Below are 14,340 nucleotides of genomic sequence, written 5' to 3' on the forward strand. Positions count from 1 at the left end.
GAAGCGCCGGTCAGCCTTGAACAGACCCACCATGCGGATCTCGGTTCAGTTGCGCCTTGGGAACTGCCGGGCGGATTGATAGCCCAATGCCCCAGGAAACGGCTGCGCTTGCAGCCCTGGATCGAATGGCAGGAGAGCGACATGCGGGTGGAAAGTTTTTTCGAATGGCTGGGCCAGGCGCTCGGTACGGTGATTCGCTACATCGTCGATGCGCTCAGCGGGTTCTTCGGCTTGTTCGCTGCTGCCGGGGCCAACTTTCTAGAGGGGTTGTCACGCACCCTCGGCATGGACCGCTCACTGATCAGCCTGATTGCCCTGGCGATCGGCCTGATGCTGCTGGTTGGCGCCTTCCGTGCGTTCTTCCGACGTTCGTTCATCTCGGGCGTGATCTATCTCTTCCTCGGCCTGTGGCTGTTGAGCTGGTTGATCCACTGATTCAAGCCTAAACCCTGCCAAGACCCCATCGCCTGGCTGCGCTCAGAACCTCGGCGACGTATCATGCCCGGCTGTTCTGGAGCCTTTCATGTCCCGGCTAATGACCGCCTGGCAGCACGCCCCGACCCATAAAAGGGTCTGGGCGCTGGCTGCACCGATGATCCTGTCCAATTTATCCGTGCCCCTGGTGGCGCTGGTGGACAGCGCGGTGATCGGCCATCTTCCACACGCCCACCAGCTGGCTTCTGTGGCCGTCGGCGGCAGCCTCTACACCCTGCTGGTGTGGGTCATGGGGTTTCTGCGCATGGGCACCACCGGGTTCGCCGCCCAAGCCGCAGGGCGTGACGACGGCGGCGCACTACGCCAGGTATTGCTGCAGGGACTGTTATTGGCGCTGGGCTTCGCCCTGCTTCTCAGTGTTACGGCTCAGCCGCTGAAAGGCTTTGCGTTGCAACTGATGCAACCTTCAGCCGAGCTGGACAGCCTCACCCAAGCCTATTTCCATACGCGCCTGTTCGGCCTGCCCGCCGCATTGGCCAGCCTGGCGTTGATTGGCTGGTTTCTCGGCACTCAGAACGCGCGAGCCCCGCTGGCCATTCTGCTGACCACCAACCTGATCAACGTCGCCCTGGATCTTTGGTTCGTCATCGGCCTGGAATGGGGCGTTGCCGGAGCCGCGCGCGCCTCGGTCATTGCCGAATGGAGCGGCGTGCTGGTCGGCCTGGCGCTGACTCGCGGTGCCTTGCTGCGCTATCCGGGGCGGCTGAACCGCCAGGCCATGCGCCGCTGGGCCAGCTGGCGACCGCTGATGTCGGTCAATCGCGATATCTTCCTGCGCTCGCTGGCGCTGCAGCTGGTGTTTTTTCTGGTCACGGTGCAGGGCACGCGCCTGGGCGACGCCACGGTGGCGGCCAATGCACTGTTGCTCAACGGCTTGATGCTCACAGCACACGCACTGGACGGCTTGGCGCATGCGGTCGAAGCGCTGAGCGGCCATGCCATTGGCGCGCAGAACCGCACCGAATTGCGCCGGATCCTTACCGTTGCTGGTGGCTGGTCATTGCTGGCAAGCCTGGCGTTCGGCCTGTTTTTCCTGCTCGGTGGTGAGCTGTTCATCAGCCTGCAGACCGACATCCCGTCGGTGCGCGAAACCGCCCTCACCTATCTGCCGTACCTCGCTGCGCTGCCGCTGGTAGCCGTTTGGAGTTACCTGCTCGACGGCCTGTTCATCGGCGCTACCCGCGCGCGGGAAATGCGAAACGCCATGCTGCTTGCCGTGTCGATTTCGTTACCATTGGGCTGGCTGTTACGCGGAATGGGCAATCACGGATTGTGGTTGGCCTTCCTCGCCTTCATGCTCCTGCGGGGCGTCTGCCTGGGCAGCATCGCCCGAAGGCTGCAACGTCAGGCCCTATGGTTCCGCTCTAGCCATACGGCATCCGTCCATGACGAAGACGCCGCTGCAACACTAACCAAAGGATCCTGAAAAAATGGCCTATGCCGTCGCCGCCTACCTGCACTTCGTGGCGATCTTTTTGCTGTTTGCGCTGCTGGTGCTTGAACACCAGCTGTTTCGCCTGCCGCTGAATTTCAAGCGCGCACGCAGCCTGTTCCGAGTCGACCTGGCGTTCGGCATCGCCGCGGGCTTCGTACTCGTTACCGGCGCAGCACGCGCCATGCGCTACGGCAAAGGGCTGGACTATTACCTCAACAACAGCTTTTTCCACGCCAAGCTCGGGCTGTTCGTGGTTGTCGCGCTGCTGTCGATCTACCCCACTGTGACCTTCCTGAAATGGCGGCCAGCGCTCAAGGCCGGCCAAGTACCGAGCATCACCCCGACCCACGCACGTATGGTCAAGCTGGTAATCCGCATCGAACTGCTCGCCTTGCTGCTACTGCCTCTGCTGGCAGCATTGATGACACGCGGGCTCGGAGTGATTCCGCAGTGACGAGGCCACGCGCCTGACCCCCAATGCCACCGCCCAGGCAAGGCAGGCGGCATCGCAGGCGAACTGTGTATGCTGCGACGCTGAGGCAATCGAGCGAACCATCAACAGATGAGCCGGACATGATCCAAGGGCAACCACAACCGCCTAAGCGCCGAGCGGAAATACTGGTGCAACGACTCTCCCAGTACATCCGTGAAGGTGTGCTGAAGCGTGGGGAAAAACTGCCCACCGAAGTTGATATCGCCAGCCAGGAAGGCTTCAGCCGCAGCGTGGTGCGTGAAGCGATTCTCCGTCTACAGGCCGCTGGCCTGGTTGAAACACGACGCAGCGTCGGCACCTTCGTCATCGACATGCCGCCGCCACAGGAGCTGCGCCTGGGGCCGGAAAGCATCACCACCCTGGAAGACGTGCTGCATCTGCTGGAGCTGCGCATCAGCCTTGAAGTCGATGCGGCCGGTCTGGCTGCCAGCAATCGCAGCAACGCTGATCTGGCCGACATCCGGCAGGCACTTCACGCCATGAAGGAGCCGGACTCGAAGAAGCCCGGCATCGCGATCCAGGCAGACTTTCAGTTCCATCTGCGCATCGCCAGGGCGTCGGGCAACCAGTACATGTTCGACATCATGAAGCACCTGGGTACCAAAATGATTCCGCGCACCCAGATGAACTCGGCTTATGCCTCGAACGAGGAACGGCTGGCGTATCTGGAAATGGTCCACCACGAGCACGACAGCATCTACGCCGGCATCGCCATGCAGAGCCCAGACTCGGCGCGTGCGGCCATGTACCTGCACCTGAACAACAGCCGCGAGCGGCTTCGCCGGACGCGCATGGCGAAAGTCACGCCGGTGCCGAACGGCAACTAGCTCAGCCCCCACTACCGACCGAGTCGGGACTCGTCGTCTCCCACCGGACGCGCACCAGCCAACAACCGCAGCGCCAGCCCGACCATCGCCACTGTCAGCGCAATCGCCGCGTGCAACCACAGCCCCTGCGACCCGTCAGCGATCCATAGCAGAGGCAACAACAAAATGCTGAGCATGATCAGCAAGGCGCCCAGCTGCCGGGCTTGCAGAGGGTCGACTCGCGCCATTTCGGCCGGCTGCAGCGAGCGACACATGTTGGTGAACATTCCACGCAGCTGCCGCCTGCGACCCCGCTCGCCACGCGGCTGGTAGAGCAGGCTGGTGGCGAAGAAATACCCGCCGGTAATCAGCAGGTGCGCGAGGACCGTTGCCGCGAACTTGAGATCACCCGCCTCGCGCGCACTCAGCGATTCACCGCCGAGCCACCCCGGCAGGCCGCTGGGGTTGAAGCCCAGGTACATAGCCGCGGACACCAGACCACCGACGGCCACGGTGCTCCAGCCCGCCCAGTCCGGCGTGCGACGCACCACCACGGCCAGCAGCGCCGGAATCGACATCGGCAACAGCAGCATCGAGCTGATCATCAGCACCAGATCGAAAAAATTCAGCTCGGTCTGCCGGGACATCCACCACGCAACAAGGGTCGCCACCAGCCCGTTGACCAGAGTGAACAGCCGCCCCACCCTCATTAACTGTGGCTCGCTGTGGCGGCTGCGCTGGTACACGTTGCGAATGAAAATGCCGGCGTTGCGATTCAACGCGGCGCTCATCGGCGCGATGGTCGCAGCCAGCATCGCCGCCATGGTCAGCCCCAGCGTGCCGGCCGGCATCACCTGCTCGACGAAGAGCAGGTAGGCAGCGTTGGTGGCGCGATCGCCGAGCTGCGGGTAGTACGCCGCCAGATCCACACCTTGCGCCGCGGCTACCCAAGGCGGGATAAACCACATCACCGGCCCGATAACGAACAGCACCCCCGCAAGCAACGCGGCCTTCTGTGCCTCACGCTCGTTGCGCGTGACCAGAAAGCGATAGCAGGTGATGGCGTTGTTGGTCGATACCGTCTGCTGCATCAGGATCACCGCCATCCACAGCGCCAGGATGCCCGGAATGTTCATTTCGCGACCAAGCCAGAAATCCACCGGAAACTGACTCACGACCCCCGCAGGCCCGCCGCCGATGTACAGCGCATATCCACCTGTCACCAGTGTGATGGCGAGGATCAGCACCAGCTGGATGACGTTCGTCGCGCTCACCGTCCAGGCCCCGCCACTGCTGGCAATAAAGGTGATGATGACGCCGGTAACTAGCAGCACGGGCAGCATGTCCAGCCCGGTCATAGCGGAAATGATGTAGGCAAGCCCGTTCAACCAGACCGCCGCGCTCAGGGTCGAGAGCGGCAGCTGCAGCCAGGTGAACAGCCGTTCGGTCGGCCTGCCGAAACGCAGCGCGATCACCTGCATCGAGGTTTCAACACGCAACTTGCGGTAGCGTGCGGCAAAGAAGCGGCTCGCGATGAAGAAGCCCAGGGCATTGCCCCAGAACAGCATGAGCACCGCAAAGCCATCGGTGTAGGCCTTGCCGGCGGCGCCCGTGAAGGTCCAGGCGCTGAACTGGGTCATGAATGCCGTGGCGCCCGCCATCCACCACTGCATGGAGCCGCCGCCGTTGATGTACTGGCTGCTGTTGTTGGCCATCCGCCGAAAGCACCAGGCCGAACCGATGATGAACAGCACGTAGACCGCCAACACCGCCAGGTCGAGAGAGGTCATCGCCGCGCCTTTTTCACGTCCACCATCGAGAATAAAAAAACCAGCACCGCAAAGTAGGCCGATGCTGGTAAACGCAAAGCGTCAGGAAGGCCGTTCGGCAAGAGGTGTCGGGATGGTCCGGATCACCTCTTCGACATTGGCACTTCGTTTGAGCAGGTAGCCGATCAGCAATATCGACAGCGCACAGGCCGCAAACATCAGCCGCCCCCACAGTGGATTGGGCAGCAGCACCATCAGCATCAGCCCGGCACCCATCATCAGGGTGATCTGGCCGAGTTTGTTGCGCTGCAGCCGGTCATAGATGTCCTGATCATCCTTGGCGATGACCGGCGTTTCCACGTCGCGGAAGAACTTGGCCGTGCGTTCCAGTTCCTCACTGGTACTGGCCTCTGCCCGATAGAACAGACTGGTCAGGCAGAAAAAGCCGCCAGTGAAGATTAGATGCGCCGCCACGGTAATCGTGGTGGTCAGCTCGGACAGCTCGCGCGCCGTCAGGGTGACGCCCGCCAGGCCAGCGAACCATTGCGCCGTGAACACCGTCATCACCAGCCAGGACACCAGCATGCCGAAACAGACGGTGACCCACGCTGCCCACTTCGGCGTACGACGGATGAACATGCCGAAGAACAGCGGCACCAGAATCGGCGATTGCAGCAGTGTCGCCACGCGCATCATCAGTTCGAACAGGCTCAGCCCCTTCAGTTGAGCGAACAGTTGCGCAATCAGAATGACCAGGATGCCGTTGACCACGGTGGCCGCCTGGCTGATCCGCAGCAGTTTGTTCTCGCTCAGTGGCTTGTTGCGAGCCACCACCGGCGCCCAGAAACTGCGGACGAATATTCCGGCATTGCGGCACAGCGCCGAGTCCATCGATGACATGGTCGCGGCAAACAGTCCCGCCACCAGCAAACCGATGGTGCCGACTGGCATCAGTCGCTCTGCAAACACCAGATACACCGCGTCGCTGGCCTTATTGCCGAGTTCGGCGTGGGCGCTGAGCGCATCCGGATAGAGCACCGCGGTGGCCCAGGGAGGGATAAACCAGATCAGCGTGCCGCAGACCATCAGCACCAGGGCAAACAGCGCCGCCTTGCGCGCGTTCACCGAGTCTTTCGCATTCAGGAAGCGGTAGGAGTCCTGCATGTTGTTGATGCTTTGCAGCTGCTTCACCAGAAAGAAGATGAACGAGCCCACCAACAGCAACCCGTAGTTCATGTCCGGTCCCATGAAGAAGTCGGACGGGAATTTGGTGACGATCTCACCGGGGCCGCCCACCGCTACCAGCGCCACAACCGCACATGCTACCGAGATCACCGCCACCACCAGCGTCTGCACGAAGTCGCTGGCCACCACACCCCAGGCGCCGCTGAGCAGCGAAACCAGCAGCACCGAAATGCCGGTGATCCAGATGGTAGTGGTCATGTCATAGCCGAACACGGCACCGACGAAAATCGCCAGACCGTTGAGCCAGACTCCGCCGTTGAGCACGCTCAGTGGAATGATGGCCCAGGTGAAGAACTGCTCGTTGCCGTTGCCGAACCGGCGGCGCACGCCTTCGGTAGGCGTATCGACGCGCATCTGCCTGAAGCGGTGGCTGAACCACCAGTAGGAGAACATGTAGGCAAAGATGTTGCCGAGAAACACGAAGGTCACAGCGAAGCCATCGGAAAAGGCCTTGCCCGCGGCACCGGTGAAGGTCCATGCGGAGAACTGCGTCATGAAGGCGGTCGCCCCGACCATCCACCACAGCATTCGGCCGCCGCCACGGAAATAATCGCTGGCCGACTTACTGGCCATTTTGCGGAAGGCGACACTGATGAACACCATCAGCAGGAAATAACCCGCCACCACCATAATATCTATGTTCATTGCGCTCTCTCGTATCGGTGGGCATCAACGTCGTGCCGAGCCGCCACCACAGGCTGGTCGGCCCGGCAATTACTCGCCGTGCACGCCTGTTGTTGGCTAGTCGAACTTGTAATGCACGCCCACGCGCAAACGCAGTTGCCGGTCATCGTCAAATGAATTGACTTTGACGTCGCCGATCTCGAAGAAGGGATGCCAGTTCTTGTCCCACTTGTACTTGAAGGCAAAGTTGTTCTCGTAATCGTATTTCTTGTTATCGAAACGTATGTAATCAGTCTTCAGGTAGACGAAGTTATATTCATACGTCCAGTTACCCTCGGGCATATACGTCAGCCAACCGTCGAAGCGATTGATGTGCTGATCCTGCCGCGCCCGGTCCGGCATCGACTCGTCCACCTTGTCCCGATCCAGCTTGCGCGCCTCGTAGCGATAGCGCCCGGCCAGGTTCAGCTGCTCGTTCAGTCGGTAATCCACACGCAAACCGCCGCTATATGTCATGGCTTCCTCGACGCTGTCCAGTCGGAGGAAGGGCGTCAGCGCCCATTGAGGTGAAAGTACGTGACGGTAGTCGATGACCAGCTCGTGACCGCTGCCGACGGTGTTGTCGAATGCCACACCTTCGCGGTTGCCGGCCGTCTTGTATTTCAACTCGCCATGAAAGCCGAGGCCATTCTTCAACCGTGTACCAATCAGAAAACGATCCGAGTGCAGCTCCGAATCATCCAGATATTGGTGGCGATAGTTTACGTAACCTTCATTGGCAAAAGCCGGCTGGGCAAATGAAAGAAGGATCAGCGGTGTTGCAGCAGCGAACGTGATAATTGTCTTTTTCATGGTTTTATTCTTATTTGTTGAAAGTTATAGGCACAGACAAAGGATCACCTGGAAAACTATCCACGCTCTTATATTCCATATGCTGTTCCAGCTTTTTTCCGAGCGAAAGCGTCCCGCTCATTGCCAAAACAAGCAGCTGAAAGAACAAATTGAATAACCAGGTAGAACAACTTCAGTTAGACGAGCAATGCGCTCGCCATCGCTATCCGGGCGGAGAGCGCCCGCACGGCGAACCGGGCCGCACGTCGTAGGCGAGTGTCCACGACGGCTGAGAATGGGCGACCGGGCAGGCCGGTCGCGGTGAGACGGTGCAGGAGCGCTTCATCGATCAGTCCTTTTTTGTAGTTATTCAGACTTGATGCGTGGGGTTGCAGGTATCAGTGTCGGCTGAGGGTGTTGGCCTCGATGTAGGCGAAATTGATGTCCTCACCTAGCCCCGGACGCTGCGGGAGATGCACATAGCCCTCGTCGTCCATCGGGTCGACGATGCTGTTCAGATACGCCGGTACGTCGTCGTACTCAAGGAAGGGGTGCAATAGACCGCGCTCGTACCAGCTGCAGTTCTTGATCGCGCCGACCACGGCCAGGTTGGGCGCGCCATTACCGTGGATTTCACAGTCCAGACCGAATGATTCGGCCAGATGGGCAACCTTCATTACCGGGCCGATACCGCCCACTCCGGCCACACCTGCACGCAGGATGTCGCAGGACTGGCCACTGACCCAGCCAGCGCGGCTGTGGTATTTGCCGCCCAGACTTTCCGGGCCAAGCACAGGGATCGTCAGGTTGGCCGCCAGCCAGGCGTAGGATTCGGCGGACTCCTCCATCATCGGCTCCTCGAACCAGGCGAAGTCGAGCTTCTCGATCTCGCGGCCGATGTAGAGCGCGTCCGTGCGGTTGTACCAGTGATAACCGTCGAGCATCAGCGCGATATCCGGACCAACTGCTTCGCGTACTGCGGCGCAGGCACGGACGTCCATCTTCGGGTCCGGCGCGAATGAGATCGGCGGCATCCAGGTGTGCAACTTGATGCCCTTGTAGCCACGCTTGACCAGCTTTTCAGCGAACCGGCCATACTCGTCCGGCGTGGACAAGCCGCCCGGCGTGTCGTCGCCGCACATGGTCGAGCCGTACGCGCGAACCTTGTCGCGATAACCGCCCAGCAGCTTGTACACCGGTACTTCGAAGCGCCGGCCAGCCCAGTCCCACAGTGCCTGCTCGACCAACGCCAGGCTGCGATCGGTCAACTGCCCCGCACTCCCCCGTTGCCAATGCGCCAGGTCCTGCCAGATACGCTCTCGGTCGATCGCGTTCTGTCCGATCAGGACTTTGCGCACGAAGTTATGAATCAGGTGTGGCCGCAACAATTCCGGCGCACCGAAGGCGTAACCCTCGCAGCCGTCTTCAGTGACGACGCGCAGCATCGCCATGCTGGCCTGCGATTCCTCGCCTGGATGGGAATGGCCTGCGCTGTCTACGGCGCGGCGCGTTGGGTAGGCAAACACTTCGACACTGACACGGGTGATTTTCATAGCAGCGAGACTGTCCTGAGCATTTTTGTTATCAGAGCTGAGACTCTGTATGTCGTCGTACTACGTGCAAGTATTTTCCCAAGTCATCATATTGTCAACTATAGGTATGACGACCAGACATTGGACGCTAGACGCTATCAGCTGATCGGAAACCATCTTAAATAATTGATATTGATGGCTTTACTGGGCATCCACGGCTTTAACCCGACTTCGAATGCCCACAAAAATCAGACGAGTAGTATTACGACATTCCGCATACAGGTCATACCAAGCAGAGACTGATGCTAAATCAAGGGCTGCGCTAAGCGCTGTTCCGTCTGATTGGCGAACCGCAGAGCATCGGGTGGAGCGGAGTGCCGAACGGCACCGGCTAGATGCAGGATCAGGAAACGATCACACCAGAGGGCAGTCGACTTACTGGACAGCGGCGCAGCCGTACATAAGCCGCATCACCTTCCGGAGCCGAGCCTATGACCGATCACCTGAGCATCACGCCTCTTCCCTTCGACCCTGCCTACGAACAGGTTCCTGACGATGAGTCCGAGACCATCTCCGGCCTTATCCAGGCCATGCGCGAGATCACCGAGACGACCTTCGCCCACAGCGGCCATGCGATCCGCAGCGTGCACGCCAAGAGCCACGGCTTGCTGCAGGGCGAGATCGAGGTAATGGACGACTTGCCGCCGGAGCTGGCCCAGGGCGCGTTTGCCAAGGCGGGGCGGATGCCGGTGGTGATGCGGTTTTCGACCAACCCCGGCGACATCCTCGATGACAAGGTGTCGACCCCGCGCGGGCTGGCGATCAAGCTGATTGGCGTCGACGGTGAGCGGCTGCCCAACAGCGACGGCCAGGTGACCCAGGACTTCGTCATGGTCAACGCGCCAGCTTTCCTTGCGCCGACACCCAAGGACTTTCTCAAGTCAGTGAAGCTGATTGCCAAGACCACCGACCGCGCGCCTCGGGCCAAACAGGCGCTTTCCGCCGCGCTGCGCGGTGCTGAAAGCCTGCTCGAGAAAGCGGGAGGCGAGAGTCCTACGCTCAAGGGAATGGGCGGCCACCCGATGACCAATCTGCTGGGCGAAACCTATTACAGCGTGGTCCCGATCCTGTACGGCCGCTATTTCGCCAAGCTGTCGCTGGTGCCAGTCTCTCCCGGGTTGAAAGCACTGACTGACAAAGCTGTCGACCTGAGCGACAAGCCCAACGGACTGCGCGAGGCCATTGCCGCGCATTTCGCAACAGAAGGCGGAAGCTGGGAGTTGCGCGTTCAGCTGGCCACCGACATCGACAAGATGCCAATCGAAGATGCCTCGGTGGTCTGGCCGGAAGATCTCAGCCCTTACGTCACGGTGGCGCGGATCGACGTCCAGCCGCAAACGGCCTGGAGCGAGGCGCGTGCCAAGAAGGTGGATGACGAGATGTCATTCAGCCCCTGGCACGGTCTCGCGGCGCACCGCCCACTCGGCGGCATCATGCGTTCACGCAAGCCGGCGTATGAAATGTCGTCCGAGTTTCGCGCTCGCCACAATGGCTGCCCGATGCATGAGCCGAAAAGCCTGGACCGGCTCCCGGAGTGATCCCGCAACACCATGTCCCGGCACGCATGCCGGGGCATGTATCTTTCAGCGCCAGATGTTGTTGTTGATCTTCTCTTTAAGCTCCGGGTAATCAGCCGCTTTGAAGGTTGGCACCACGCCCGCCTTGATCTGCGCCATGTAGTCCTTCGTTAGTTTGACCACCGTGCCGGAAAGCAGCGTGATGGCGATCAGGTTGATCGTCGCCATCAGCCCCATGGACGCATCCGCCGCGTTGAACACAGTGGCCACCGCCTCGTAAGCACCCCAGATCACCATGCCCAAAGCCGCCATGCGCAGCAGCGTCAGCCCGAGCTTGTTGCCGCCGCCGAGGAATATCAGCGCGTTCTCGGCATAGGAATAGTTGGCCACGATGGAGGTAAAGGCGAAGAACAGAATCGCGATGGCGATGAAGTAGGTTCCCGCCACGCCGATATGGCTTTCCATCGCCTGTTGGGTGAGCTGAGTGCCGGTCACGCCCGAACCCGGCTCAAGCACGCCTGACAGAAGAATCATTATCGCCGTGGCGGTGCAGATGACGATGGTGTCGATAAACACACCCATCGACTGCACCAGTCCTTGCGAAGACGGATGGTGTGGGGCCGGCGTTGCAGTCGCAGCCACGTTGGGCGCAGATCCCATGCCCGCTTCGTTGGAGAACAACCCGCGCTTGATGCCGTTGAGCATCGCCGCGGTCACGGAGCCCGCCACACCGCCGGCGGCCTCTTCCAGCCCGAACGCGCTGCGGACGATGGTCATCAGGACGCCCGGCACTTCGGTGATGTTCATCACCAGGACGATCAACGCCATCAGCACATAGAGGCCCGCCATCAGCGGGACTACCAGCTCGGCGAAGCGCGCGATCGAACGCAGCCCGCCGAAGATCACCGCGCCAGCGAGAATGGCGATGGCGATCCCGACCCAGAGCTTGGAAAAGCCGAACGCACCCTCCATGGCATCGGCGATGGAGTTGGCCTGCACGGCGTTGAACACCAGCCCGAACGAGATGATCAGCGCGACGGAGAACACTCCGCCGGCCCAAGGGGCTCTCAAGCCCTTGGCTATATAGAAGGCAGGGCCGCCGCGATACTGGCCCTCGCCGTCACGCACCTTGTAGAGCTGAGCGAGCGAACTCTCGGCGTAGGCCGTCGCCATCCCCACCAGTGCCACCACCCACATCCAGAAAATCGCCCCAGCGCCGCCCAGATAGAGCGCAACCGCCACGCCGGCCAGGTTACCGGTACCCACCCGTGATGCGAGGCTGGTGCACAGCGCCTGGAACGGTGAGATCCCCGAGGCGTCACTTTGCCGCGCGCCGCGAATGGCGCGCACCATCTCGCCGAAGTGCAAGAACTGCAGAAAGCCCAGGCGGATGGTGAAGAACACCCCAACCGCGAGCAGACCGTAAATAAGGACATAGCCCCAGAAGATCGTGTTGAGGAAGTCGATGATCGCGGTCATGGAAACGCCTTGTCGTTGAGGGACGGACGGATACGGCTAACTCTAGTCGCTGAGCCCGAGAGCACCAGCCAGAGCGCCGCATCGGTCGAAACCGTCCGATGAATATGAGTGCGGGACACGCATTGACCAAGCGCATCCGCAGCGGACCAAGGTCTCTGAAAGGCCTCGGCCGCCAGGGTTCCGTCAGACCGCTCTGTAATCGCGACCTGGGTCTGCACGCTACAGATTCAAGCGGCGCTGTGGTCGCTCCGCGACAGGCCACGCATTGGCTACAGATGACTATGGCCGCACCGGCACCACTGACGTTAAGGTCGACACACCTCCACCCTGGGACGAATCATGGCCGCTAAACCGAGCAATACCCGTCAGCAGATCCATCTCGCGGTACTCATCGACGCCGATAACGCACCCGCCGCCATCGTCGAGGGGCTGTTCGAAGAGATTGCCAAATACGGCGTCGCCAGCGTCAAGCGCATCTACGGCGACTGGACCAAGCCCAACCTGGGCAGCTGGAAAAAGGTGCTGCTCGACTACTCCATCCAGCCGATCCAGCAGTTCGCCTACACCTCCGGCAAGAACGCCACCGACAGCTCGCTGATCATCGACGCGATGGACCTGCTCTACACCCGTCGTTTCGACGGCTTCTGCCTTGTCTCCAGCGACAGCGACTTCACCCGCCTGGCCGCGCGCATCCGTGAGGAAGGCCTGACGGTGTACGGCTTCGGCGAGCAGAAAACGCCCTCGCCCTTCGTCTCAGCCTGCGACAAGTTTATCTACACCGAAATCCTCCGCGCCGATGCACCCAAGACCTCGCAGGAACCGCCAAGCAATGGCGACAAGGCCCCCGCTTCCGGGCCAATGGAGAAAGCCGAGGAAGAGGCAAAAGCCTCAGACAAGACCGCTCAGGTCAAAGCGCAAAAGGTCCCGGCTGACTTCATCGCCAAAGTCCTCAGCGACATCGCCGACGACGAGGACGACTGGGTCCAGTTGGGCGAGCTCGGCTCCAACATCAGCAAACTCCGCCCCGCGTTCGACCCACGCCTCTACGGCTTCAAGAAACTCAGCGACCTGATCAAATCGCAACCCAAACGCTTCGAACTGGAAGCCCGCGGCACCACCTCCACGGGCGGCAAGGCGCTATATGCACGCAGCCTGAAGCCATCGAAATAGAAAGGCCTTACGATCGTAGGATGGGTTGAGCGAAGCGATACCCATCACACCGCCCCCTCACACTTATGAACAATGCAAAGGATTGCATCATGACCAACTACCGCCGCGACCAAACCCCCGGCGCCACATGGTTCTTCACCCTGAATCTCGCTGACCGCCAATCCTCGCTGCTTACCGACAACATCCCTTTGTTACGCGACGCCTTCCGTTACAGCATGGGCCGTCATCCTTGGCGGATCGATGCGATCGTCATCCTTCCCGACCACCTCCATGCCATTTGTACGCTGCCACCGACCGAGGCCGATTACGCGCTGCGCTGGCGCCTGATCAAAACGACTTTTTCACGCAGCCTCAACCGAACCGAACCCATCAGCCCCAGCCGATTGCGCAAGGGCGAGCGCGGTATCTGGCAACGACGCTTCTGGGAACACCGCATCCGCGACGACCGGGATTTCGAGCGACACGTCGATTACGTCCACCACAACCCACGCAAGCATGGGCATGTAGAACGTGTGTCGGATTGGCCATGGTCTTCCTTTCACCGCTACGTTCGGGATGGTGTTCTGCCAGGTGATTGGGCTGGTGACGATGCCCAGATCGAGAGGTTTTGATGGGTATCGCTTCGCTCGATCCATCCTACGAATCTGCGTTCATCCGAGGCATGCGTAGGTATAGATAGATGCAGCCGCGGTCGACTTTCATTGCCATGCCTGGGCGATAGCGCTGCCAGATGGTTGGGTCGGTGACGATCCGTAGACCGAGCGGTTGTGATGGGTATCGCTTCGCTCGACCCATCCTACGAATCTGCGTTCATCCGCGGCATGCGTAGGCATAGATAGATGGAGCCGCGGTCGACTTTTCATTGTCGTGCCTGAGCAAGGGTT

General features: G+C 60.7%; 12 protein-coding genes. 7 read left to right on the forward strand and 5 right to left on the reverse strand.

Annotation, left to right across the window (positions count from 1 at the left end; all coding sequences use genetic code 11):
- Nucleotides 1–141: 141 nt before the first annotated feature.
- From NA619_RS15630 to NA619_RS15645, 4 genes are all read left to right on the forward strand, one after another.
- Complete coding sequence (locus NA619_RS15630; protein ID WP_255962783.1) at nt 142–435, forward strand: hypothetical protein; 294 nt, start codon at nt 142–144, stop codon at nt 433–435.
- An 88-nt stretch (nt 436–523) separates the two neighbouring features.
- Nucleotides 524–1,921 (forward strand): MATE family efflux transporter, encoded by a 1,398-nt coding sequence (locus NA619_RS15635; RefSeq protein ID WP_255962766.1) that lies wholly within the window; start codon nt 524–526, stop codon nt 1,919–1,921.
- A gap of 4 nt (nt 1,922–1,925) precedes the next feature.
- Nucleotides 1,926–2,384, forward strand: a complete 459-nt coding sequence (locus NA619_RS15640; RefSeq protein WP_255962767.1) for a DUF2214 family protein — start codon at nt 1,926–1,928, stop codon at nt 2,382–2,384.
- Nucleotides 2,385–2,503: 119 nt separating this feature from the next.
- On the forward strand, nt 2,504–3,250 hold the full coding sequence (locus NA619_RS15645) for a FadR/GntR family transcriptional regulator (RefSeq protein ID WP_255962768.1): 747 nt from the start codon (nt 2,504–2,506) through the stop codon (nt 3,248–3,250).
- Nucleotides 3,251–3,261: 11 nt separating this feature from the next.
- On the opposite strand, the gene NA619_RS15650 is transcribed toward NA619_RS15645, so the two are convergent.
- The 4 genes from NA619_RS15650 to NA619_RS15665 all read right to left on the reverse strand — a co-directional run bounded on the left by NA619_RS15650 (nt 3,262) and on the right by NA619_RS15665 (nt 9,251).
- Nucleotides 3,262–5,019 (reverse strand): sodium:solute symporter family transporter, encoded by a 1,758-nt coding sequence (locus NA619_RS15650; protein ID WP_255962769.1) that lies wholly within the window; start codon nt 5,017–5,019, stop codon nt 3,262–3,264.
- Between the two features lie 81 nt (nt 5,020–5,100).
- Nucleotides 5,101–6,888: a sodium:solute symporter family transporter gene (locus NA619_RS15655; RefSeq protein WP_255962770.1), complete on the reverse strand. Its 1,788-nt coding sequence runs from the start codon at nt 6,886–6,888 to the stop codon at nt 5,101–5,103.
- A gap of 96 nt (nt 6,889–6,984) precedes the next feature.
- The gene (locus NA619_RS15660; RefSeq protein ID WP_255962771.1) at nt 6,985–7,719 is read right to left on the reverse strand and encodes an oligogalacturonate-specific porin KdgM family protein; all 735 of its coding nucleotides are present in this window, start codon (nt 7,717–7,719) and stop codon (nt 6,985–6,987) included.
- Nucleotides 7,720–8,096: 377 nt separating this feature from the next.
- On the reverse strand, nt 8,097–9,251 hold the full coding sequence (locus NA619_RS15665; RefSeq protein ID WP_255962772.1) for a mandelate racemase family protein: 1,155 nt from the start codon (nt 9,249–9,251) through the stop codon (nt 8,097–8,099).
- Nucleotides 9,252–9,721: 470 nt separating this feature from the next.
- Here NA619_RS15665 and NA619_RS15670 point away from each other — a divergent pair, with 470 nt between their 5' ends.
- Entirely contained in the window at nt 9,722–10,828 is a 1,107-nt protein-coding gene (locus tag NA619_RS15670) for a catalase family protein (RefSeq protein WP_255962773.1), read from the forward strand.
- A 45-nt stretch (nt 10,829–10,873) separates the two neighbouring features.
- Here NA619_RS15670 and NA619_RS15675 read toward each other — a convergent pair whose 3' ends face one another.
- Nucleotides 10,874–12,286: an alanine/glycine:cation symporter family protein gene (locus NA619_RS15675; protein ID WP_255962774.1), complete on the reverse strand. Its 1,413-nt coding sequence runs from the start codon at nt 12,284–12,286 to the stop codon at nt 10,874–10,876.
- A 339-nt stretch (nt 12,287–12,625) separates the two neighbouring features.
- Between NA619_RS15675 and NA619_RS15680 the strand changes: the two genes are divergently transcribed.
- Both NA619_RS15680 and NA619_RS15685 read left to right on the forward strand, forming a co-directional pair.
- Nucleotides 12,626–13,456, forward strand: a complete 831-nt coding sequence (locus NA619_RS15680) for an NYN domain-containing protein (protein WP_255962775.1) — start codon at nt 12,626–12,628, stop codon at nt 13,454–13,456.
- A gap of 89 nt (nt 13,457–13,545) precedes the next feature.
- The gene (locus tag NA619_RS15685) at nt 13,546–14,067 is read left to right on the forward strand and encodes an REP-associated tyrosine transposase (RefSeq protein ID WP_255962776.1); all 522 of its coding nucleotides are present in this window, start codon (nt 13,546–13,548) and stop codon (nt 14,065–14,067) included.
- Nucleotides 14,068–14,340 lie beyond the last annotated feature (273 nt).

The organism is Stutzerimonas stutzeri (genome assembly GCF_024448895.1).
Taxonomy (GTDB): Bacteria; Pseudomonadota; Gammaproteobacteria; order Pseudomonadales; family Pseudomonadaceae; genus Stutzerimonas; species Stutzerimonas stutzeri_Q.

Excerpts from the sequence above, each read along its gene's own strand:
- NA619_RS15630 (WP_255962783.1), top strand. The coding sequence starts at position 142 with ATGCGGGTGGAAAGTTTTTTCGAATGGCTGGGCCAGGCGCTCGGTACG.
- NA619_RS15635 (WP_255962766.1), top strand. The coding sequence starts at position 524 with ATGTCCCGGCTAATGACCGCCTGGCAGCACGCCCCGACCCATAAAAGG.
- NA619_RS15640 (WP_255962767.1), top strand. The coding sequence starts at position 1,926 with ATGGCCTATGCCGTCGCCGCCTACCTGCACTTCGTGGCGATCTTTTTG.
- NA619_RS15645 (WP_255962768.1), top strand. The coding sequence starts at position 2,504 with ATGATCCAAGGGCAACCACAACCGCCTAAGCGCCGAGCGGAAATACTG.
- NA619_RS15650 (WP_255962769.1), bottom strand. The coding sequence starts at position 5,019 with ATGACCTCTCTCGACCTGGCGGTGTTGGCGGTCTACGTGCTGTTCATC.
- NA619_RS15655 (WP_255962770.1), bottom strand. The coding sequence starts at position 6,888 with ATGAACATAGATATTATGGTGGTGGCGGGTTATTTCCTGCTGATGGTG.
- NA619_RS15660 (WP_255962771.1), bottom strand. The coding sequence starts at position 7,719 with ATGAAAAAGACAATTATCACGTTCGCTGCTGCAACACCGCTGATCCTT.
- NA619_RS15665 (WP_255962772.1), bottom strand. The coding sequence starts at position 9,251 with ATGAAAATCACCCGTGTCAGTGTCGAAGTGTTTGCCTACCCAACGCGC.
- NA619_RS15670 (WP_255962773.1), top strand. The coding sequence starts at position 9,722 with ATGACCGATCACCTGAGCATCACGCCTCTTCCCTTCGACCCTGCCTAC.
- NA619_RS15675 (WP_255962774.1), bottom strand. The coding sequence starts at position 12,286 with ATGACCGCGATCATCGACTTCCTCAACACGATCTTCTGGGGCTATGTC.
- NA619_RS15680 (WP_255962775.1), top strand. The coding sequence starts at position 12,626 with ATGGCCGCTAAACCGAGCAATACCCGTCAGCAGATCCATCTCGCGGTA.
- NA619_RS15685 (WP_255962776.1), top strand. The coding sequence starts at position 13,546 with ATGACCAACTACCGCCGCGACCAAACCCCCGGCGCCACATGGTTCTTC.